This window comes from Variovorax sp. HW608 (assembly GCF_900090195.1).
Classification (GTDB): domain Bacteria; phylum Pseudomonadota; class Gammaproteobacteria; order Burkholderiales; family Burkholderiaceae_C; genus Variovorax.
Map to the genome: position 1 here is coordinate 6,912,186 of NZ_LT607803.1, position 21,031 is coordinate 6,933,216.

22 protein-coding genes are annotated in these 21,031 nt (G+C 67.3%); 6 read left to right on the forward strand and 16 right to left on the reverse strand.

Annotation, left to right across the window (positions count from 1 at the left end):
• Window positions 1–6 precede the first annotated feature (6 nt).
• Genes VAR608DRAFT_RS32815 through flgB form a run of 8 tightly spaced genes read right to left on the reverse strand, consistent with a single transcriptional unit; the run spans window position 7 to window position 6,251 of the window.
• Window positions 7–1,134: a flagellar basal body P-ring protein FlgI gene (locus VAR608DRAFT_RS32815; protein WP_088957866.1), complete on the reverse strand. Its 1,128-nt coding sequence runs from the start codon at window positions 1,132–1,134 to the stop codon at window positions 7–9.
• A 2-nt stretch (window positions 1,135–1,136) separates the two neighbouring features.
• Window positions 1,137–1,850, reverse strand: a complete 714-nt coding sequence (locus tag VAR608DRAFT_RS32820) for a flagellar basal body L-ring protein FlgH (RefSeq protein ID WP_088957867.1) — start codon at window positions 1,848–1,850, stop codon at window positions 1,137–1,139.
• Window positions 1,851–1,852: 2 nt separating this feature from the next.
• Complete coding sequence (flgG, locus tag VAR608DRAFT_RS32825; protein ID WP_088957868.1) at window positions 1,853–2,635, reverse strand: flagellar basal-body rod protein FlgG; 783 nt, start codon at window positions 2,633–2,635, stop codon at window positions 1,853–1,855.
• A 47-nt stretch (window positions 2,636–2,682) separates the two neighbouring features.
• Window positions 2,683–3,423 (reverse strand): flagellar basal body rod protein FlgF, encoded by a 741-nt coding sequence (locus VAR608DRAFT_RS32830; RefSeq protein WP_088957869.1) that lies wholly within the window; start codon window positions 3,421–3,423, stop codon window positions 2,683–2,685.
• A gap of 22 nt (window positions 3,424–3,445) precedes the next feature.
• A complete protein-coding gene (flgE, locus tag VAR608DRAFT_RS32835; protein ID WP_088957870.1) occupies window positions 3,446–4,660 on the reverse strand; it encodes a flagellar hook protein FlgE in 1,215 nt (404 codons plus the stop codon).
• Window positions 4,661–4,695: 35 nt separating this feature from the next.
• Window positions 4,696–5,382, reverse strand: coding sequence for a flagellar hook assembly protein FlgD (locus VAR608DRAFT_RS32840; RefSeq protein WP_088957871.1), 687 nt, complete (start codon window positions 5,380–5,382; stop codon window positions 4,696–4,698).
• A 26-nt stretch (window positions 5,383–5,408) separates the two neighbouring features.
• On the reverse strand, window positions 5,409–5,804 hold the full coding sequence (gene flgC, locus VAR608DRAFT_RS32845; protein WP_088957872.1) for a flagellar basal body rod protein FlgC: 396 nt from the start codon (window positions 5,802–5,804) through the stop codon (window positions 5,409–5,411).
• A 39-nt stretch (window positions 5,805–5,843) separates the two neighbouring features.
• Window positions 5,844–6,251 carry a flagellar basal body rod protein FlgB gene (gene flgB / locus VAR608DRAFT_RS32850; protein ID WP_088957873.1) on the reverse strand — a complete coding sequence of 136 codons (408 nt, stop codon included), beginning with the start codon at window positions 6,249–6,251 and terminating at the stop codon, window positions 5,844–5,846.
• A gap of 175 nt (window positions 6,252–6,426) precedes the next feature.
• Here flgB and flgA point away from each other — a divergent pair, with 175 nt between their 5' ends.
• The 3 genes from flgA (at window position 6,427) to VAR608DRAFT_RS32865 (ending at window position 7,987) form a co-directional block, all read left to right on the forward strand.
• A complete protein-coding gene (gene flgA, locus VAR608DRAFT_RS32855) occupies window positions 6,427–7,131 on the forward strand; it encodes a flagellar basal body P-ring formation chaperone FlgA (protein WP_088957874.1) in 705 nt (234 codons plus the stop codon).
• Window positions 7,132–7,244: 113 nt separating this feature from the next.
• Window positions 7,245–7,535: a flagellar biosynthesis anti-sigma factor FlgM gene (gene flgM / locus VAR608DRAFT_RS32860; protein WP_088957875.1), complete on the forward strand. Its 291-nt coding sequence runs from the start codon at window positions 7,245–7,247 to the stop codon at window positions 7,533–7,535.
• Window positions 7,532–7,987, forward strand: a complete 456-nt coding sequence (locus VAR608DRAFT_RS32865) for a flagella synthesis protein FlgN (protein ID WP_231973048.1) — start codon at window positions 7,532–7,534, stop codon at window positions 7,985–7,987. The genes flgM and VAR608DRAFT_RS32865 overlap by 4 nt, the downstream gene beginning before the upstream one ends.
• Window positions 7,988–8,000: 13 nt before the next feature.
• On the opposite strand, the gene VAR608DRAFT_RS32870 is transcribed toward VAR608DRAFT_RS32865, so the two are convergent.
• A complete protein-coding gene (locus tag VAR608DRAFT_RS32870) occupies window positions 8,001–9,134 on the reverse strand; it encodes a zinc-binding dehydrogenase (RefSeq protein ID WP_172843935.1) in 1,134 nt (377 codons plus the stop codon).
• A 53-nt stretch (window positions 9,135–9,187) separates the two neighbouring features.
• Window positions 9,188–10,501, reverse strand: coding sequence for a hemolysin family protein (locus VAR608DRAFT_RS32875; RefSeq protein ID WP_088957876.1), 1,314 nt, complete (start codon window positions 10,499–10,501; stop codon window positions 9,188–9,190).
• Window positions 10,502–10,524: 23 nt separating this feature from the next.
• Here VAR608DRAFT_RS32875 and VAR608DRAFT_RS32880 point away from each other — a divergent pair, with 23 nt between their 5' ends.
• The gene (locus VAR608DRAFT_RS32880) at window positions 10,525–11,367 is read left to right on the forward strand and encodes a symmetrical bis(5'-nucleosyl)-tetraphosphatase (protein WP_088959111.1); all 843 of its coding nucleotides are present in this window, start codon (window positions 10,525–10,527) and stop codon (window positions 11,365–11,367) included.
• Between the two features lie 3 nt (window positions 11,368–11,370).
• On the opposite strand, the gene VAR608DRAFT_RS32885 is transcribed toward VAR608DRAFT_RS32880, so the two are convergent.
• The 4 genes from VAR608DRAFT_RS32885 to guaD form a co-directional block, all read right to left on the reverse strand.
• Complete coding sequence (locus tag VAR608DRAFT_RS32885; protein ID WP_088957877.1) at window positions 11,371–12,831, reverse strand: DEAD/DEAH box helicase; 1,461 nt, start codon at window positions 12,829–12,831, stop codon at window positions 11,371–11,373.
• A gap of 78 nt (window positions 12,832–12,909) precedes the next feature.
• A complete protein-coding gene (ypfJ, locus tag VAR608DRAFT_RS32890) occupies window positions 12,910–13,800 on the reverse strand; it encodes a KPN_02809 family neutral zinc metallopeptidase (RefSeq protein ID WP_088957878.1) in 891 nt (296 codons plus the stop codon).
• Between the two features lie 73 nt (window positions 13,801–13,873).
• Window positions 13,874–14,440 (reverse strand): dCTP deaminase, encoded by a 567-nt coding sequence (dcd, locus tag VAR608DRAFT_RS32895; RefSeq protein ID WP_088957879.1) that lies wholly within the window; start codon window positions 14,438–14,440, stop codon window positions 13,874–13,876.
• Window positions 14,441–14,513: 73 nt separating this feature from the next.
• On the reverse strand, window positions 14,514–15,803 hold the full coding sequence (gene guaD, locus VAR608DRAFT_RS32900; protein WP_088957880.1) for a guanine deaminase: 1,290 nt from the start codon (window positions 15,801–15,803) through the stop codon (window positions 14,514–14,516).
• A 199-nt stretch (window positions 15,804–16,002) separates the two neighbouring features.
• Here guaD and VAR608DRAFT_RS32905 point away from each other — a divergent pair, with 199 nt between their 5' ends.
• Both VAR608DRAFT_RS32905 and VAR608DRAFT_RS32910 read left to right on the forward strand, forming a co-directional pair.
• The gene (locus VAR608DRAFT_RS32905) at window positions 16,003–17,151 is read left to right on the forward strand and encodes a glycosyltransferase family 4 protein (RefSeq protein ID WP_088957881.1); all 1,149 of its coding nucleotides are present in this window, start codon (window positions 16,003–16,005) and stop codon (window positions 17,149–17,151) included.
• Entirely contained in the window at window positions 17,148–17,810 is a 663-nt protein-coding gene (locus tag VAR608DRAFT_RS32910) for an acyltransferase (protein WP_088957882.1), read from the forward strand. The genes VAR608DRAFT_RS32905 and VAR608DRAFT_RS32910 overlap by 4 nt, the downstream gene beginning before the upstream one ends.
• Before the next feature lie 136 nt (window positions 17,811–17,946).
• On the opposite strand, the gene VAR608DRAFT_RS32915 is transcribed toward VAR608DRAFT_RS32910, so the two are convergent.
• Both VAR608DRAFT_RS32915 and VAR608DRAFT_RS32920 read right to left on the reverse strand, forming a co-directional pair.
• Window positions 17,947–19,044, reverse strand: a complete 1,098-nt coding sequence (locus tag VAR608DRAFT_RS32915; protein WP_088957883.1) for a BMP family ABC transporter substrate-binding protein — start codon at window positions 19,042–19,044, stop codon at window positions 17,947–17,949.
• A 192-nt stretch (window positions 19,045–19,236) separates the two neighbouring features.
• A complete protein-coding gene (locus VAR608DRAFT_RS32920; RefSeq protein WP_088954955.1) occupies window positions 19,237–20,976 on the reverse strand; it encodes an IS1634 family transposase in 1,740 nt (579 codons plus the stop codon).
• Window positions 20,977–21,031 lie beyond the last annotated feature (55 nt).

Consider the following 21,031-nt stretch of genomic DNA (forward strand, 5'->3'; position numbering starts at 1 on the left):
CGGTGCTCAGATAATTTCGAGCTCGGCGCGCAGCGCACCCGCCGTCTTCATGGCCTGCAGGATGGACACCAGGTCCTGCGGATTCGCGCCCAGCGCGTTGAGGCCCTTGATCACGTCGGCCAGCGAAGCGCTGCCGCGCACCATCTGCAGCGCGCCGCCGGCCTGGTTCACCGAGATCTGCGACACCGCCGACTCGACCGTGCGGCCGCGCGAGAACGGCTCGGGCTGGCTCACCACCGGCTCGGTGTTGATGACCACCGACAGGCTGCCGTGCGCCACCGCGCATTCGCTCACTCGCACCGCCTGGTTCATCACCACCGACCCGGTGCGCGCATTGATGACCACGCGCGCAACGGCCTGCGTCGGCGTGACTTCGAGGCTTTCGAGGCGCGCGAGGAAGCCGACGCGCTCCTGCGGCGATTGCGGCGCACGGACCTGGATCACGCGCGCGTCCACCGCATCGGCGGTTCCGAAGCCGAACTGGCGATTGATCGCCTCGACGGCCCGTTGCGCCGTCCCGAAATCCGAGCGCGTGAGTTCGACCGTGAGCGCGCCTTCGCCGCCCACCGTGGACTCCACGGTGCGCTCGACGATCGCGCCGGCCGGAATCCGGCCCGAGCTGAGCTGGTTGATCTGCACCTTGCTGCCATTGGCGGAAGCGCCTGCGCCGCCCACGACCATGTTTCCCTGCGCGATCGCGTACACCGCGCCATCCGCGCCCTTGAGCGGCGTCATCAGCAGCGTGCCGCCGCGCAGGCTCTTGGCATTGCCCATCGACGACACCGTCACGTCGATCGCCTGCCCCGGCCGTGCGAACGAAGGCAGCGTGGCCGTGACCATCACCGCCGCCACGTTCTTGAGCTGCATGTTCACGCCCTGCGGAATCGTGATCCCGAGCTGCTGCAGCATGTTGTTCAGGCTCTGCGTGGTGAACGGCGTCTGCATCGTCTGATCGCCGGTGCCGTCCAGGCCCACCATCAGGCCGTAGCCGATCAAGGGGTTGTCCCGGACCCCCTGGATCGTCGCCAGCTCCTTGAGCCGCTCCGCGTGGACGGGGGAAGCAAACAGGCACGCAATGCCCAAGGCGATCGCGGCGAAGCGGCACGAAGTGCGTGAAGACTGGGGGTGTGTCATAGCTAGAAAGGCGCTACGTTCAAGAAGAATCGCTGCAGCCAGCCCATGTTCTGCGCTTCGTCGATGTAGCCCTTGGCCGTGTATTCGATGCGTGCATCGGCCACCTGGGTCGAGAGCACGGTGTTGACGCCGGTGACGGTGCGGGGGTTCACCACGCCGGAGAAGCGGATGAATTCCGTGCCCTGGTTGATGCCCATCTGCTTCTCGCCGCTCACGAGCAGGTTGCCGTTGGGCAGCACGTCGGTCACGGTGACCGTGATCACGCTGTTGAAGGTGTTCGTGGCATTGGCACCGCCCTTTGCCGTGAGCGCATTGGTGCCAGACAGCTTCGCGTCCTGGTTGTCCAAGAGGCCGCCGAGCACCTTCGGGATCGGATTGAAGGCCGCGGTCATGCTTCCGTTGCGGCTCGTGTTGGCGCCCGAGTTCTTGCTCGCGTTGAGCTTTTCGCTGATGACGATGGTCAGGATGTCCCCGACGCTGCGCGGCCGCCGATCTTCGAACAGCGCGATGCCGCGCCCGTTGTCCTGGAAGATCGCGCCCGAACGCGAGCGGTTCGGCAGCCCGGCCATCTCGTCGGCGCGCGCGGTCATCGGCTGATGCACCAGCGGATCGCGCGGGATCTGCGCGCAGCCTGCGAAGAGAATGAGTGCCATGCCCGCCGCCGCCATGCGCCATGGCGAAGCGACACCGATTGCGCGCAGCGTGAGGGAGCTCATGGTCACAGCTGGGCGAGACGGGCCAGCATCTGGTCGGAGGTCTGGATCGCCTTGCTGTTGATCTCGTACGCGCGCTGCGTCGCGATCATGTTGACCAGCTCTTCCACCACGTTGACGTTGGACGCCTCGGTGTAGCCCTGCGTCAGGATGCCCGCGCCATCCACGCCGGGGTTCACCACATTGGGCGCCCCCGACGAATCGGTCTCGGTGTAGAGGTTCTCGCCCATGCTCTGCAGGCCGGTCGGGTTCAGGAAGGTCGCGATCTGGAGCTGGCCGACCTGCACCGTCGCCTGGCTGCCGGCCTGCGTGACCGACACGATGCCGTCGCGGCCGATGGTGAGGCTGGTGGCGTTCTGCGGGATCGTGATCGCGGGCTCGATCGTGTAGCCGCTCGCGGTCACGAGCTGGCCGTCGGAGTTGGTCTGAAACGAGCCGTCGCGCGTGTAGGCCATCGTGCCGTCGGGCATCGTGACCTGGAAGAAGCCCGAGCCGTTGATGGCGACGTCCTTCGGGTTGTCGGTCTTGGTCATGTTGCCCTGCGAGTGCATGCGCTCGGTGGCGACCACGCGCACGCCGGTGCCGACCTGCAGGCCCGAGGGCAGGCGGGTCTGGTCCGACGTCTGGCCGCCGACCTGGCGGATGTTCTGGTAGAGCAGATCCTCGAATACCGCGCGGCTCTTCTTGAAGCCGGTGGTGGACACGTTGGCGAGGTTGTTGGAGACGACGTCGAGCTGCGTCTGCTGGGCTTCGAGGCCGGTCTTGGCCACGTAGAGTGAACGGATCATGGAGAGGGCTCCTGCGGGTTTGCTGCGGGGTTGCTGCGGATGGCCAATCAGCCGTAGGCGAGCAGCTTGTTGGCCGACTGCGCGTTGGTGTCGGCGGACTGGATGGACTTCATCTGCATCTCGAAGCTGCGTCCGTTGGCGATCATGGCCACCATGGCTTCGACGGGATTGACGTTGCTGCCCTCGATCGCGCCAGCCGTGACGGTCACCGCGGGATCGGCCTCGGCGGGCGGCAGGCCCTGGCGCATGCGGAACAGGCCGTCCTCGCCGCGCACCAAGTCGGTGGTCGGTGGGTTCACGAGCTTCATGCGGCCGACCACGTTCAGGCCCGTCAACGGATCGCCGGGCGCGCGCGCGGTGATGCTGCCGTCGGCCGCGATGGTCACGGAGGAACCCGGCGGGATCACCAGCCCGCCGCCGTCGCCGACCACGGGGCGTCCGCCCATGGTCGTGACCTGGCCGTCGGATGCCACCTGGAGGTTGCCCACGCGGCTGTAGGCCTCGCCGGTCGGCGTCTGGACCACCAGCCAGCCGTCGCCGCGCACCGCGACATCGAGCTCGCGGCCGGTGTCGGTCACCGGGCCTTGCCGGAAGTCGGCGCCCGGCGTGGTCGCGGCCACGAAGGCACGCGTGGGCGATTCCTCGCCGACCACGGGCACCGCCCGGAAGGCGTTGATCTGCGCACGGAAGCCCGGCGTCGACACGTTCGCCATGTTGTTGGCGACCGAGGTCTGCTGCTCCATGGCCTGCTTGGCGCCGCTCAAGGCGACATACAGCATTCGATCCACTGATGGCTCCTGGCTCGTCGCTTCAGCGCATGTTCATCAGCGTCTGCGTGACCTGGTCCTGCGTCTTCACGGTCTGCGCGTTGGCCTGATAGTTGCGCTGCGCGACGATGAGGTTGACGAGTTCCGAAGTCAGGTCGACGTTGGACGATTCGAGCGCGCCCGATTGGAGCGAGCCGAGCTTGCTGCCTTCGGCCGGCGTGCCGGTGAGCGCGGCGCCGGAGGCCGCGGTCTCCGCGTACACGTTGTCGCCCTTCGGCTCGAGGCCGTTGGGGTTGGCGAACGACGAGAGCACGACCTGGCCCAACAGCTTGGTCTGCTCGTTGGAGAACTTGCCGGTGATGGTGCCGTCGGAATTGATCGCGAACGAGGTGAGCTGGCCGGAGGTGTAGCCGTCCTGCGCGAGCTTGCTCATGCCGTTGGCTGCGCCGACCTGCGTGGTGCCGCTCAGGTCGACCGTGATGTTCGACGCGGCCGAGCCGTTGCCGTAGTTGATGGTCGGCAGCGTGATCGTTCCGCCCGCCGGTGCGGTGAGGTTGCCGTTGGTGTCGAAGCTCAGGCTGCCGAGCGCCGCGCCGCCGTTGAGCGTCGTGCCGTCGATCGTGCCGTAGGTGTCCCAGCTGTTGGCGCCGGTCTTCACGAAGTACACCGACAGGTCGTGCGGGTTGCCGAGCGAGTCGTACACCGGGCCGATCGCGTTGGAATAGTTGTAGGTGGCGGAGTCGGTCGGATCGAACGGCGTCTTCGTCGGCACGGTGCTGCGCGAATCGACGTTGAACTCCGCCTGCACGCTGGTGGTCGCGTTCGGCGCCATCGGCGCGGTCGGGATCTGGATCGCCGTGGGCGTGCCGCCGCTGATGCCGCCGCTGGCGTTGACGCCGTAGCCGGTCAGGCGCAGGCCGGAGGCGTTGACGATGTAGCCGTCCTTGTCCTTGGTGAACTGGCCGTTGCGCGAGTACACGACTTCGCCGCTCGTGCTGGCGAGGCGGAAGAAGCCGTCACCGTTCAGGATCGCCACGTCGAGCGGGCGGCTGCTGGTCTGCGTCACGCCCTGCGTGAAGTTCTGCACCACGCCCGACATCGAGACGCCGAGACCGACGCGCGAACCGGCATAGATGTCCTGGAAGGTGGCGGTGGAGGACTTGAAGCCCACGGTGGCCGAGTTGGCGATGTTGTTGCCGATGACGTCGAGATTCGCGGCCGCGGCGCCAAGCCCGCTGATGCCCTGGGAAAAGCTCATGATGGATTCCTTCGTTCAATGCGTTGGGTTGGATCTCAGAGATACATGCGCACATCGGACAGGCCGATGCTCTGGCCGCTCGCGAGTTCGAGCGTGACGCCGCTGGTGCCCTGCTTGACGGCGGCGACCTGCGCGAACGTGAGCGCGGTCGAGCTCACCGCGCTGCTGCCGTTGGTCGCGGCGACGCTGAAGGTGTAGCTGCCTGCCGGCACCGCGTTGCCTTGGTCGTCCTTGCCGTCCCAGGTGACCGCATTGACGCCCGAGCTCATCGAGCCCGCGTCGATGGTGCGGACGGTCTTGCCGCTGGCGTCGACGATCTTGATCTGCACGTCGGAGGCCGTGCCCGGAAGCTCCACCCCGAAGGCCTGCGGGGTCGGGTCCGCGCCGTCTGCGGACGCGGTGGTGGTGATGGTGTTGCCCGGCGAGAGCACGCGGGTGCCGATCAGCGAAGCGGCCTGCAGCACCTGGTTCGAGCCGGTCTGGCTCACCAGGCCCGAGAGCGTGCTGTTGAGCTTCTCGATGCCGCTCACGGTGCTCATCTGCGCGAGCTGCGAGGTCATTTCCGAGTTCTGCATCGGATTGAGCGGATCCTGGTTGTTGAGCTGCGCGACCAGCAGCTTGAGGAAGCGCTGCTCGTTGTCGTCGCTCGAAACGCTCGCGGTGCTGGCCGCGGCGCTGGCGGCGTTGACGCCGCTGATGGATGAGGTGTCGGCGATGGCCATGGCTTTCTTCTTTCTTCGCGGTTGGATTACTGGCCGATGGTCAGCGTCTTGACCATCAGCGTCTTGGCGGTGTTGAGCACCTCGACGTTGGCCTGGTAGCTGCGCGAGGCGGAGATCATGTTGGTCATCTCCTCGACCACGTTGACGTTCGGCATCGCGACATAGCCGTCGGCGTTGGCGTGCGGGTTCCTGGGGTCGTAGACCATCTTGGCGGGCGAGGGGTCCTCGACCACGCTCGAGACCTGCACGCCGCCGATGTCCTCTCGGCCCGAAGGCGCGACCTCGAAGACGACCTGCTTGGCGCGGTACGGCTGGCCGTCCGGGCCCGCGACGCTCTCGGCGTTGGCGAGGTTGCTGGCGGTCACGTTCATGCGCTGCGACTGCGCGGTCATGGCGGAGCCCGCCACGCTGAAGATGTTCATGGAGGCACTCGGGACTGGCATCGGACGGCTCCTCGCGCCTTAACTCTGGACTGCGGCCAGCATGGTCTTGATCTTCGCGCTCAGGACGGTGAGGTTCGACTCGTAGCGCAGCGCGTTGTCGGCGAAGTTGATGCGCTCGACATCCATGTCGACGGTGTTGCCGTCGATGCTCGACTGCGTGGGCACGCGGTAGAGCAGGTCCTGGTCGGGCATCGACTGGGTTTCGCCCGCGAGGTGGCGCGACGAGGTGGTGGTCATCGCGAACGACTGCGCCTGGCGGCCCTGCTCGACGGCCTGCGAGAGCCTGCTGCTGAAATCGAAGTCGCGCGCCTTGTAGTTGGGCGTGTCGGCGTGGGCGATGTTGGCCGCCAGCACTTCCTGGCGCTCGGCCCGCAGATTGAGGGCTTCGCGGTTGAAGCGAAGCGCTGCATCCAGCTTGTCGATCATCTTCTTTCCATCCTTTGTGGCATCGCGTCCGCACTGGGCATGGCGACAGATGGAAAGCGAGTCTATGCACGGGACGCTTTTGCAATGGCTCGAACAAAGGGGGTTTTAGCCAGCACTTCGCCACTTCACTTTCGGGGGCGTCTTCCTAGAATTTCCCGGCAACACATCGACTCCCATGGAACAACGCAAGACCTTCAGTCGTCTCCTTCGCATCGTTCTGCCGGCATGCATGGCGGGCGTCGGCATGGCTTCGTTCGCGGCTTCCGAGTTGCCAGAGGAGGCGCGCGAGGCCGTCCAACGCTTGCTGCAGGTGCAGACCGCAGGCCTGCCGGGCAAGGCCAGGGTGACGTTCATGCCCACCACCGGTGCGCTTCCGCCGTGCAGCGACTTCGAGGCCTTCATGCCGACCGGCACGGCGCCGTGGGGGCGAGTGTCCATCGGCCTGCGCTGCCGTGGCGAGAAGCCGTGGACCCGCTTCGTTTCGGCCAACGTGGCGGTGGAAGGCCGCTACTACGTCGCGGCGCGCGCGATCGAGCCCGGCATGACGCTCGGCGCCGGCGACGTCGTCGAGCGCACCGGCGATCTCACTGCGCTGCCGCGCAACGTGGTCACCGAGGCGACCGCCTTGCGCGGCGTGACCAGTGCCCAGCGCATCGCGGCCGGCGCGCCGCTGCGCAAGGAACACATGCGCAGCATGATCGTGATCCAGCAGGGGCAGACGGTGCAGGTGGTCGCGCAGGGCGCGGGCTTCACCGTCAGCACCGAGGGCAGGGCCATGACGCGCGCCGAAGTCGGCGCCGCCGTGCAGGCCAAGACGCGCGACGGCCGCCTGGTGAGCGGCATTGCCGACGAAGAGGGCCAGATCCGGCTCGCGCAGTAGCGGCATACGTAAGGACGCGTAGTGGTCTCCATGGATCGCCAATCCGGCCTTCTGGCCCTAAAGTTCCGCTGCGTTTCGCCGATATAGGGGCGAGCCCCCTTTGAGGAACCATCTTGAAAATCGATCAACCAGCGTCTCCGGCGACGCCTCTCATCCGCCCCGCGAAGCCGGGTTCCGCCTCCGCGACCGCCGCCGCAGCCGCCGGGGCGTCGAAGGACGCCACGCAGGTGTCGGCGCAGGTCCACACGCTGCCGAGCGCCACCGGCGGTGATTTCGACGCCGCCCGCGTCGCGGCGATCCGGGAGGACATCCGCGCCGGGCGCTACCAGGTCAACCCCGAACGCATCGCCGACGGCCTGATGGACAGCGTGCGCGACCTGCTCGATTCCGGAAAGAACTCATGAACACGATGCTGCTGTACCTTCATGCGGAGAAAACCTGCATCGAGGAATTCCTGGTGCTACTCGCGCAGGAAGAGAGCGCCATGACCGAGCGCCGCTTCGCTGATCTGGAACAGATCACCGAACAGAAGGTACAGCTGCTCGACCGCATCGCCGAGATCGACCGCCAGCGCGAAACCGCGCAATCGGCGCTCGGCTTCGAACCCGGCGCCGCCGGCGCCGACGCCGCGGCCGCGGCCGGCGGCGAAGCGACCCGCCAGGCCTGGCAGGCCCTGCAGGGGCTGGCCGAGAAGGCCCGCGCCCACAACCTGCGCAACGGGTCCATCGTCCATACGCACCTGGACTTCACGCACAAGGCACTGCAGTTCCTGCAATCGAGCGTGCAGCTCTTCTACGGACCGGACGGCAACCGCAAGACCACCTCCGGCGGCCGCACGCGCCTCGCGATGGGCTGATGAGCCTGCCGAACTACTTGCTGGGATTGAGCAGGTACTTCTCGCCGGTCGCCTGCTTCGAATAGACCGCGATCTCGCCCAGCGAAAGCGCCTGGGTCAAGGACACTTCCTTCGTGTAGCGGCTCGCGAAGGTCGTCTTCAGCTCGGCGGCCACGCGCGCCTTGAGCTTCTCGGCACCTTCCGGGCCGATCTTCATCAGGAACGGAAACAGCAGCCAGCCCCCCATCCCCCAGCTCATGCCGAAGCCGCGCGTGAACTCAGTCGGACCGCGATCGAGCCCGCCGTAGATGTAGACCTGCTTGTGCGTGGTGGTGCCGTAGCGGCTGTATTCGGTCGCGGTGCGCAAGAGCGCGGCTTCCATGCAGTTGAGGATCTGCCCGGCCAGCTTGCCGCCGCCGGTCGCATCGAAGGCCAGCGTCGCGCCGGTCGCGACCAGCGCGTCGGTCAGGTCCTGCATGAAGGTCGGCGAGGCGGCGTTGCACACGTACTTGGCGCCGATGGCGCGCAGGATGTCTTCCTGCTCCTTCTTGCGCACGATGTTGACGAGCGGGATGCCGTCCTTGATGCAGATCCGGTTGAGCATCTGCCCGAGGTTCGAGGCCGCCGCGGTGTGCACCAGCGCCTTGTGGCCTTCGCGCCGCATCGTCTCGACCATGCCGAGCGCGGTGAGCGGATTGACGAAGGATGAGGCGCCTTCGGCCGACGTCGCGCCGTCCGGCAGCGCCATGCATTGGGCGACGTCGATGCAGCGGTATTGCGTGTACATCGCGCCGCCGATCATCGCCACGGCCTTGCCCAGCAGGGCCTGCGCCTGCGGCGAGGCACCGGCTGCCACGACGATGCCCGCGCCTTCGTTGCCGACCGGCATGGATTGGTCCGCGCGGCCGCCCATGCTCTTCATGGCCGCTTCGGGAATGCTTGCGGTCACGATGGGCCGCTCGGGCGTGCCCGAGGCCTTCGCGGTGCCCAGGTCCGCCGCGCCGAACAGCAGGCCCAGGTCGGACGGGTTCATCGGCGAGGCCTCGACCCGCACGACGACTTCGTTCGCGCCGGGCTGCGGGACGGCGTCCTCCTGAAGCGAGAGTTCCAGCTCGCCGCTGCTGCGGACCAGGGAACGGATTTGCAGGGTCTTGCTCGGCACGGTCATGGCAGGTCTCCGGAAGGGGGCCGGCCAGTATAGGAGCCGGGTCGGTTCTTCGCTCAGGGCGCCGCTTCGGGCGAGCGCGCATCGGCATACGCCAGCACGCGGTCGATCCGCCTGCCGTCGAGCGCAGCCACCTCGAAGCACCAGCCGACGCAATCGATGCGCTCGCCGACCTCGGGCAGCTGGCCCGAGACGAACATCAGCAGGCCCGCGACGGTGTTGTAGCGGCCGCGGTCCTCGTCCGGCAGTTCCCGGATGCCGAGCCGCGCGCGCAGCTCCGAAACCGGCATCAGGCCATCGAGCTCCCAGATGCCGTCGGCGCGCTGCCGCGCCCAGGCCTCGGCGTGGGTCGGCGCCTGCAACTCGCCGGTGATGGCTTCGAGCAGGTCGCGCGGCGTCATCAGCCCCTGTACCACGCCGTATTCGTCGACCACGAAGACCAGCCGGCCGGCACGCGAGCGGAACTGCTCGAGCATTTCCATGCCGGTCAGTGTCTCGGGCACGAACATCGCCGCCTGCACCGCTTCTCCCACCGTGCCCTGATGCTCCGGGCCGAGCTTGAGAAGATGCGCCACGCTGGTCACGCCCACCACGTCGTCGAGCGAATTGCGGCACACCGGGTACCACGAGTGGACCTGGTTGCGTGCGCCCGCTTCCGATACCTTCCCGAGGCTCTGGGCAATGGTCAACGAGGCGTCGAGCCATTCGATGTCGGCGCGCGGCACCATCAGCGAAGTCAGCCGGCGGTCGTCGAGGTGGAACACGTTGCGCACCATCTGGTGCTCGTGCATCTCGATCACGCCGGCATCGACGCCCTCCTCCAGGCTGGCGGAGATTTCCTCTTCGGTCACCACGCGGGCAGCGTTCGAATCGATGCGCAGCACCTTGAGCATGGCCGCGGTCGCGCTCGACAGCAGCAGCACGAAGGGCTTGGCGATGGAAGCGAGCCAACGCATCGGCCGCGCCACGTAGCGGGCCACCGGCTCGGGGTAGAGCTGGCCGATGCGCTTGGGCACCAGCTCGCCGAAGAGGATCGTGAAGAAGGTGATGCAGCTCACCACGACCGCAGTCGAGGCGATGCTGGCGGTGCCCCGGCCCAGGCCCAACTCCTCCATCCAGGCGCCGAGAGGCTCGGCGAAGGCAGCCTCGCCGACAATGCCGCTCAGCATGCCGATCGAGGTGATGCCGATCTGCACCGTGGAAAGGAACTGCGTCGGGTCTCCCATGAGCTTGAGCGCCGCGGCAGCGCCCGCGTCCCCCGTCTCGGCCAGCGCGGCAAGGCGCGCGCGGCGGCTGGTGGCGAGGGCCATTTCGGACATTGCGAACAACGCGTTGAGCGTGGTTAGCGCGGCCAGGAGGAAAACGTCCATGAACGCAGGAGAGAATGGGGATCATGGCACTTTACTTGATCGGTGATCTGCAGGGCTGCGACGAACCCCTGCAGCGCCTGCTGGACACGATCGCCTTCTCGCCCAGCCGCGACAGGCTGGTCGTGCTCGGCGACCTGGTCAATCGCGGACCCGCATCGGCCAGGGTCCTGCGGCGCATGCAAGGCTACGGCAATGCGGCGCAAAGCCTGCTCGGCAATCACGACCTGCATCTTCTGGGCGTCGCGCACGGCGCCCGCAAGGCCGGGCGCAAGGACACGCTCGCCGCCGTGCTGGAGGCGCCGGACCGCGAAGCGATGCTCGACTGGCTGCGTCACCAGCACGTGGCGCTGCGCCATGACATCGGCGGCGGCACGCTGCTGACAGTGCACGCGGGCGTGCTGCCGCAATGGACGGTCGACGACACGATGCGCCTTGCGGCCGAGCTCGAATCGGCCCTGCGCGGGCCGGACGTCGCGGAGTTCTTTCGCACCATGTACGGCAACGAACCTGCCGGATGGAGCGATTCGCTGACCGGCACCGAGCGCCTGCGCGTGATCGTCAACGCGCTGACGCGCATGCGCTACTGCACCGCCGAGGGTGTGATGGAGTTCGAGTCGAAGGATGCGGAGGCCGGAGCGCCCGAGGGCTTCATGCCGTGGTTCGACGTGCCGGGCCGCAAGACGAGGACCGCGACGGTAGCTTTCGGCCACTGGTCAACGCTCGGATGGGTGTCCAGACCGGACCTGATCTCGACCGACACCGGCTGCGTCTGGGGCGGCTGCCTGAGCGCCGTGCGGATCGGCGCCACGCCGCAGGAGCGCGAGCTGATCCAGGTGAAGTGCCCGCAAGCCCTAGAGCCGGGCTGAAGGCTACTGGGATGACTTGAAGAGCGCAGCGACCTTGCGCTTGGTCTTGATGTTGCTGGAGATGCCGCGAGCAGGCGTCGCCTTGGCGGTGGCTTCCCACGCCGGGGCGGCTTCGCGCTCCGGCGCCTCGTAGGGCTTCTCGAAGAAGGGATCGCGCGGGGCGGCCGGTGCGCGATGCGGACGGCCGTTGCGGGTCGGACGCGAATCGGAACGATCGCGCGGGCGGTCCAGCGTGTCGAGCACGTCGCGCGCGTCGCCGGCCTCGCCCTCATCGCGCCAGTGGCGGCGGCCGTCGTTGATGCGGCCGCGCGGGCGCTCGTCGTCGAATTCGACGGGCTCCAGCTCGATCTTCTTCTTGATGAGCTTTTCGATGTCGGCCACCAGCCGGACGTCGTTGCCGCCGCTCGCGAAACTCACCGCGAGGCCGGATGCGCCGGCGCGGCCGGTGCGGCCGATGCGGTGCACGTAGTCTTCGGCGTTGAACGGGATGTCGAAATTGAAGACCGCCGGCACGTCCTTGATGTCGAGGCCGCGCGCGGCCACGTCGGTCGCGACCAGCAGATCCACCTCGCCGGCCTTGAACGCGGCGAGCGACTTCAGGCGCTCGTCCTGGCTCTTGTCGCCGTGCAGCGCGGTGGTCTTCAGGCCCTCGCGCTCGAGCGAACGCGCAAGGCGCGCGCAGCCGAGCTTGCTGTTGACGAACACGAAGGCCTGCGTGATGCCGCGCTGGCGCACGATCTGCTTGAGCGCGCGGCGCTTGTCGTCATCGGCCACACTGTAGAAGTGCTGCTCGACGGTGGAGGCGGTCTCGTTGGGCCGCGCCACTTCGATCGTGACCGGGTTCTGCAGGTAGCTGCCGGCCAGCCGCTTGATCTCGGGCGAGAAGGTGGCCGAGAACAGCAGCGTGGTGCGCTGCTTGGGCAGGTACGAAAGGATGCGCTGCAGGTCGGGCAAGAAGCCGATGTCGAGCATGCGGTCGGCCTCGTCGAGCACCACGTACTCGACCTGGTTGAGCACCGCGTTCTTGGCCTCGATGTGGTCGAGCAGCCGGCCCGGCGTGGCCACCAGCACCTCGACGCCCTTCTTGAGCTCGAGGGTCTGCGGCTTCATGTCGATGCCGCCGAACACGACCGTGCTGCGCAGGCTCGTGTACTTGGAATAGAGCTTGATCTGCTGCGCGACCTGGTCGGCGAGTTCGCGCGTGGGCAAGAGGACCAGGGCACGCACCGGATGGCGCGCCGGGGAGGTCGAGCTGTTCTCGTGCTTGAGCATCCGCTGCAGCAGCGGCAGCGAGAAAGCGGCTGTCTTGCCGGTGCCGGTCTGGGCGGCACCCATGACGTCCTGGCCCGACAACACCACCGGAATGGCCTGCGCCTGGATGGGCGTCATCGTCTCGTAGCCCATTTCGGCTACAGCGCGCGCCAGGGGTTCGGCCAGGGAGAGATTGGAGAAGGAACTGGTCATGAAGCCCGCTATTGTCGCATTTACGGGTTACCCCCAGTTTCCGCGCACTTTGTGTCGCTTCGCCAACCCCCGGCTCGCTCAGAGACTCCTCGATGCGAAGGTATCGCAGTCGCGCAGCTCGCCGCTCTTGAAGCCGGCGGAGAACCAGCGCTGGCGCTGGGCGCTGGTGCCGTGCGTGAAGCTGTCCGGCACCACGGCGCGGCCGGCGGAGCGCTGCAGCGCGTCGTCACCGATCTTCTGCGCGGCATTCATCGCGGATTCGATGTCGCCCGGGTCCAGCCACTGCTTGGACTGCTGCGAATGGTGCGCCCAGACGCCGGCGAGGCAATCGGCCTGCAGCTCGACGCGGACGCTGACCGCGTTGTTCTGCGTCTGGCTCAGGCGGCCGCGCATCTGGTCGACCTTGGCGGTGACGCCGAGCTCGTCCTGCACGTGGTGGCCGATCTCGTGCGCGATCACGTAGGCCTGGGCGAACACGCCCGGTGCGCCGAGCTGGTTGCGCAGGGTCTCGTAGAAGCCGAGGTCGATGTAGACCTTCTTGTCGCCCGGGCAGTAGAACGGGCCCATCGCGGACTCGCCGGTGCCGCAGGCGGTCGGCGTCGCGCCGCGGAACAGCACCAGCTTGGGCGGCGTGTAGGTGCCGCCCTGCTGGCGGAAGATGTCGCTCCAGACCACCTCGGTGTTCTTCAGCACCGTGGAGACGAAGGCCGCTTCGCGGTCGTCCGACGGCGGCTTGTGCGCCGGCGCCTGCTGCACCTGCGGCGCGGGCCCGCCGCCACCGCTGAGCAGGCCGAGCACCGTCAACGGGTTGATGCCGAAGATCCAGCCGGCGATCAGGGCGACCGCCACCGTGCCGATGCCGATGCCGCGCCCGCCAACGGGAAAGCCGAATCCGCCGCCACCCCCACCACCGCCATCGTCACGCCGGTCCTCGACGTTATCGGACTGCTCGTTGCCTTCCCATCTCATGACTCGCTCCTTGCCGTCGTTCCCGCGGCGCTGGCAGCATGGTACGCGCTGCCGAACGCCGCCACCCGAGTGCTCAGGCCTTGGGAAGGGTTACGCCGCGCTGGCCCTGGTACTTGCCGCCGCGGTCCTTGTAGCTGGTTTCGCAGACCTCGTCGCTCTCGAAGAAAAGCACCTGCGCACAGCCCTCGCCCGCATAGATCTTGGCGGGCAGCGGCGTGGTGTTGCTGAATTCGAGGGTCACGTAGCCTTCCCACTCGGGCTCGAAGGGCGTGACGTTGACGATGATGCCGCAGCGCGCATAGGTGCTCTTGCCCAGGCAGATGGTCAGCACGTTGCGCGGGATGCGGAAGTACTCGACCGTGCGCGCGAGCGCGAAGCTGTTGGGCGGGATGATGCAACTGTCGCCGTGGAAGTCGACGAAGCTCTTCTCGTCGAAGTCCTTCGGGTCGACCACCGTGCTGTGGATGTTGGTGAACACCTTGAATTCGGGTGCGCACCGGATGTCGTAGCCGTAGCTGGAGGTGCCGTAGCTGATGATCCGGTGGCCGTCCTGCTCGCGGATCTGGCCGGGCTCGAAGGGCTCGATCATTCCGTTCTTCTCGGCCATGCGCCGGATCCACTTGTCGCTCTTGATGCTCATGGCAGGTCCTGTTTCGGGGCCGCTATTCTAGGGGCCCGGGCTCCCCCGAAACCTGTACGTCCATCCAGCGGACTCAGCCCGCGAGCGCTTGGGAAATCACCGTGCGCTCGATCAGCCGGTCGTCGCCCAGCACGATCAGCGCGAACAGCAGCTCCTCGAGGTTCGCGGCCAGTGCGGTCTTGCGCGCGATCAGCGGCGTGGCCTTCGGATCGATGACCACGAAGTCGGCCTCGCAGCCGGGCTGCAGGTTGCCGATGACGCCCTCCAGCCCCAGCGCCCGCGCGGCGCCCGCCGTATGGCGCCACCAGAGCTGCGAGGGCGGGATGCTGACGCCGGGCTTGGTCTGGCCCTCGCGGCCGGCGTAGTAGGCCGCCATCATCGTGGTGAAGGGGCTGAAGCTGGTACCACCGCCGACGTCGCTCGCGAGGCCGTAGCGGTAGCCGATGCGGTCGGCGCCCTCGAAATCGAAGAAGCCGCTGCCGAGGAAAAGGTTGCTGGTCGGACTCACCGCCGCCGCGCTGCCGGTCTCGCGCATCAGGCGGCGGTCGTCGTCGTCGAAGTGGATGCAGTGCGCGTAGACGGCGCGCTCGCGCATCAGGCCGAAACCCGCGTAGATGTCGAGGTAGGAACGCGCCTGCGGGAACAGCTCGCGGGCCCAGCGGACCTCGTCCCTGTTCTCGGCCACATGCGAGTGGATCCAGGTGTCGGGGTACTTCGCCGCCAGCTCGCCGGCGCCGCGCAGCTGGGCATCGGTGCTGGTGGGCGCGAAGCGCGGCGTGATCGCATAGCCGAGGCGGTCGACGTTGTGCCACTTGCGGATGAGCTGCTCCGAGTCGATCAGACTCTGTTCAGCTTTGTCACGTACACCGTCGGGCGAATGGCGATCCTGAAGCACCTTGCCGGTCATCATGCGCAGGCGGCGGCGCTGCGCGGCCTCGAAGAAGGCATCGACCGACTGCGGATGCGAGGTCGCGAAGGTCAGCGAGGTCGTGACGCCGTTGCGCATCAGCTCATCAAGAAACACCTCCGCCACCTCGGCCGCATGGACCGGGTCGGCAAAGCGGGTTTCCGCCGGGAAGGTGTAGTTCTCGAGCCAGGGGAGAAGGCCGTCGGCAGGCGCTCCGATGATGTCGGTCTGCGGATAGTGGATATGCATGTCCACGAAGCCCGGCGCGATGATGCGGCCCGGCCAATGCGTGACGGGCACCTGCGGATGGCGTGCAGCAACGGCGGCGTAAGTACCCGCATCCTGCACGCGCTGCCGCCCGTTGGCATCGGGGCCGACGACGACGAGGCCGTCTTCGTCATGGACCGGCTGGCCGGCGGAATCGAATCGCAACAGGGAGGCACGGTACGCTTGCATGGGCTCGGAGGGTAAGGCAGCAATGCGGGTACACGATGTGCTTGCGCATATGGCCGCTATATGCAGGGCATATGCCGACACGCCGCCACTGTAATCCGATGGTACGCTTCAGCGGTTCCGGTGCCTGCCCGACGGCTCCACCCTCTTCCCCAGGTAGATCGATGAATTCACGCGACGCCATCAAGAGCGCCAATTCAAGATGAAAGTACTTCTGATCGCCAACTACGTCCCCGACGGCCAGACCAGCATGCTCGCTTTCGGGCGCATGCTGGAACGCGAGATGCCCCGCGTCGGCTGCGATCTCAGGGTCATCTCGCCGCCCAAGCGGATGCTGCGCGTGCCGGTCGGCTCGCGCTGGTGGAAGTGGCTGGGCTATCTCGACAAGTTCGTGCTGTTCCTCCCGCTGGTCAAGCGGCAGCTGCGCTGGGCCGACGTGGTGCACGTGGCGGACCATTCCAACAGCATGTACATCCCGTGGGTGAAGGACAAGCCGAACGTCATCACCTGCCATGACGTGATCGCGGTGCAGGCTGCGCTCGGGATGGTGGAAGGCTGGGATGTCGGCTGGACCGGCCGCCAGTTCCAGCGCCTGATTTCCAAGGGACTCGGAAAAGCCGACGTCGTGGCCTGCGTGTCGGCCATGACCCAGCGCGAACTGCTCGCGCTGGGCCTTGCGGACGAGCGCCATGTCACCGTCGTCCAGAACGGCCTGAACGACAACTTCGCGCCGGTGGCAGCGGACGAGGCGCAGCGTCTGATCGCGCGCTTCGGGCTCTCGGTGCAGGACAAGTACCTGATCCATGTGGGCTGGGACATGGACCGCAAGAACCGCCGCCGCGTCCTCGAAGCCTTCATCGCGCTGCAGGAGCGCGCCGCGGCGGCCGGCAAGCCGCCGATGGCGGAGCGCCTGCTTTTCGTCGGCCCGGAAATGGTGCCCGAAATGGCCGAACTGGCGCAAAAGCACGGCGTGGCCGACCGCGTCAAGGCGGTGCAGAAGGTGTCCCACGAGGAGCTGCGCGCGCTCTATGCGAGCGCGACGGCGCTGCTCTTCCCTTCGCTCCAGGAGGGTTTCGGCTGGCCGATCATCGAGGCCCAGGCCTGCGGCTGCCCGGTCTTCACCTCCGATCTCGCACCGATGAACGAGATCGGCGGCGCGGGCGCGGTGTACGTGGATCCGCGCGATCCCGCCGCCATGGCCGAGGCGCTGGAAGCGGCCGAACCGCGCCTGGCCGAGATGCGCCGCCTCGGCCTGGAGAACGCCACGCACTACAGCGCGGCGCAGATGGCCAGGAACTACAGGGCCGCCTACGAGCGCGCCATCGGCGAGCGCGAGACGCACGCATCATGAGGCGGCTGCTGGCCCTCGGCGTCGTCGTGCTGCCCTGGAAGATCAAGCGCTGGCTGCTGCGGCGCTTCTGGGGCTACCAGATCGCGGACGGCGCACGCATCGGGCTGGCCTACGTCTTTCCGGGCGAACTGGTGATGCACGAAGGCGCGCACATCGACCACTTCACCGTTGCCATCCACCTCGATCGGATGGAGTGCGGCGCGCACTCGTACATCGGGCGATCGAACTGGATCACCGGCCATCCGCGGCGCGGCGAGCACTTCAGGCATCGCGCGAGTCGCGATCCCACGCTCTTCCTGGGTGCGCATTCTTCCATCACGAAGCAGCACATCATCGACTGCACCGACCGGATCGAGATCGGTGCCTTCACCACCGTGGCGGGCTACCGCTCGCAGCTCATCACGCACGGCATCGACACTCACCAGAACCGGCAGGACTGCAAGCCGATCCGCATCGGCTCGTACTGCCTGCTCGGCACCCGCGTGACGGTGCTCGGCGGTGCAGTGCTGCCCGACCGCACCGTGCTCGGCGCCGGATCGCTGCTCAACAAGGCGCACACCGAGGAATACGTGGTGTACGCCGGCCAGCCCGCGAAGAAGGTCAAGAACCTGGATCCGGAGGGGGCCTACTTCCACCGCGAGAGCGGCTTCGTGCACTGAGGCTCACCCCCAGCCTCGCCCACTTCGTGTGGCTCTGCACCCCCTCTCCGGGGGCAACCCCAGCGGCCCGGCGAAGCCGGTTCCGCGGGGTTCCCGGCCTGGGCCACGCTGCATCGCGTGCGGGACCGGGGCAAGCTCACGGCGTCTTGCGTGTCACCCGGCCCTGCACGCCCTCGACCAGCCAGTTCATGTCGAGGATCTGCTCGTCCGCGAGCGACTGGCCCTTGGCGATGACGACGCGACCCTCGTTGTCGCGCACGTCGGCCGCCACCGCCTGGAAGGGCTTGAGCTTGCCGCTCGCGATGTCCTTCTGGCGCGCCATCACTTCGTCCTGCACCGGCCTGGGCACCTTCGGACCGAAGTCGCCGACGCGGATCATCCCCTCCTTGACGCCGCCCCAGAGGCTGCCGCTCTTCCAGGTGCCGCCCTGCACGGCCTTCGCGCGCTGGGTGTAGTAGTCGCCCCACTGGTGCGTGACCGCGACGAGCTGCGCATCGGGCGCGACCTTGCGCATGTCGGAGTGGTAGGCGATCGCGAGCTTGCCGCGTTCCTGCGCCGCGGCCATCACCGCGGTGGAGCCGGTGTGGAAGGCAATGACGTCCACATCCTGGTTGAACAGCGTCATCGCTGCCTCACGCTCCTTCGGCGGATCGAACCACTCGTCGAGCCACACCACCAGGACTCGCGCCTTCGGATCGACCGAGCGCATGCCCAGCGTGAAGGCGTTGATGCCCTGCAGCACCTCGGGGATCGGGAAGCCCGCGACGTAGCCGGCAACATGAGTCTTGGTCATGCGGCCGGCCGCCACGCCCGCGAGGTAGCGGCCCTCGTAGTAGCGCGCATTCGCGACAGCGACATTGGGCGCGGTCTTGTAGCCGGTGATCGACTCGAACTTCACGTCGGGGAAGTCGCGCGCCACCTTCAGCGTGGGCTCCATGTAGCCGAAGCTCGGAGTGAAGATGAGCTTGTTGCCCTGCTGCGCGAGGTCGCGGATCACGCGCTCGGCATCGGCGCCTTCGGCCACGTTCTCGACATAGGTGGTCTTCACCTTGCCGGGCAGCGCGGCCTCGACGGCCTTGCGGCCCTCGTCATGCTGGCGCGTCCAGCCGGCATCGGTGACCGGCGTGACGTAGACGAAGCCGATCTTCAGCGGATCGGCCTTCGGTGCGGGTTGGGAAATAGCGGGAAGGAAAAAACAGGCGGCCGCGAGCGCGGCTGCGAGGTTTTTGTACATGGTGTTCCTCTACATGGCCCCGGAATGAACTTCGGCACTGGGGGGCACCAGCGCCGACCCCCGAATTTTACCCGGGTCGCCTAGGCGCGGCGGCCGGGCATGTCACGCCCGCGTCGCCTAGACCGAACTTTGAGCTGCGAATGAGCGCAACCCCTTGATCCTGCTGAGTTTGTTCAGCGAGGCTGGGTGGGCTTACTGGGTACAGGCGGGATTGACGGCGAGCAGCTTGAAGGCCTTGTCCTGCAGCGGCGTGGGCCGCGTGGTGATGACGATCTTGGCGTTCGGATTCAGGCTCGTGTGGGTGATGTTGTAGGCGAGCGTGGCCAGGTCCTGCAGCAGCGTGCGCAGGCTGTGCAGCGGCAATCCGTCGCTGGCGTGCTTCGATGTGTCCTTGTCGCGGGCGTGCTCGGAGCGCACCGCCTTGGCGACCGGAGAAGCCCGCTGGCCTTGGGCCTGCTCGAGGAACTCGTCGTCGAACAGCATGGGCTTCAGGCGCTCGCGCAGGTGCCATTCGACGTAGTAGGCAAGCATGCACAGGAAGACATGCGCGCGAACACGCTCGGTGTTGTAGTGGAAGACCGGCCGCACATGCAGGTCCACCGTCTTCATCGAGCGGAACGCGCGCTCCACCTGGGCCAGGCTCTTGTAGGCGGCCACCGCCGAGGTGGCATCAAGCTGCTTGGCGCTCAAGCTGGTGCGGATCACGTACAGCCCGTCCAGCGCGGTCTCGGCTGCGATCGAGTCGGCCTTGCGCCGGAATGCGAAGGTCGTCTCGGTGATCGTGAGCTCGAAGTGCTTGGCCACGTTGAAGCGGTCGATGAGGCGCCCCACGCGCAACGCGATGGCCTGCTCGCCGCGCAGCGGCTGGCGCGCACGCTGCGTGGCCGCGGTGATCTTGCCCAGATCGGCCTCGGTGGCCGCCAGCAACTCGGCGCGCTTGCGTGAGCGCTCGGCCGCCAGAAGCGGGTTGCGGCACACCACGAGCCGCTCGCCGGGAAAGTGCTCGCTGCTGACTTCGATGAGATTGCGCTCATCGAACAGCGACGGCTGGAAGGGCCCGAGCTCGGCGGCCAGCTGCGCGATTTGCGGCGCGCGCAGACTGCTGATCCAGTCCATGCCCTGCGGCTTGAGCACCTGCTCGATGCGTGCCGAGGTCAGCATCCCGCGATCGCCCACCCACGTGATGCGTTCGATGCCAAAGCGCTGCTTGAGCTTGGCCACCTGCTCGGCCACCGTGGCCGGGTCGCCCGTGTTGCCGGCGAACACTTCGACGGCGATCGGGCAACCATCGGCGGCGCAGACCAGCCCGAACACGATCTGTGGATCGTCGCGCTTGCCGTCGCGCGAGTGGCCGCGCGCGGCCAGCTCGCAGCAACGCCCCGTCAGCCAGGTCGAGGTGAGGTCGTACAGCACCAACGTGCTGCCGGCCAGATGCTTGCGCGCCAGTCGTCGCTCGATCGCCGGCTGCGCGCCGTGCAGCCAGTCCAGCGCACGGTACAGATCATCGGCGCTGCACTGGCCCACGCCCAGCACGCGGCCCAGCGAGTGGGTGGCGGTGTCGTCGTGCAACATGCGATGCGTCGCGAGCTTGGAGCCGGGCGTGAGCACGCGCGCCACGAGCATGGCCAGCAACAGTGCGCGCAGGTCCTCGGGCGCGCTGGCAAACCAGGCCGGCGCGTCGCATTGGCGCGCGGCCGCCAGCACGGCGGCCACATGGCCGTGGGGCAGGCTGCGCTCGATGCTGAAGACCTCCTGCGCGTCGGGCACGGCCACGCCCCCGCGCAGCAACACCTTCAAGCCCTCTATGACCTCCGCACTCAGGCTCGACAGATTGGCCAGCGTGCGCTTGCGCACCTTGCCGTCTTCGCGATAGGACTCGCGCAACAGGATCGCGGGGGGTGAGTCGCGGTTGGGGACGGCCTCGATGTACATGGCTTCATGTATGGATCACGAATCGAGGAAATTCAAGTACAAAAATATCAATTTA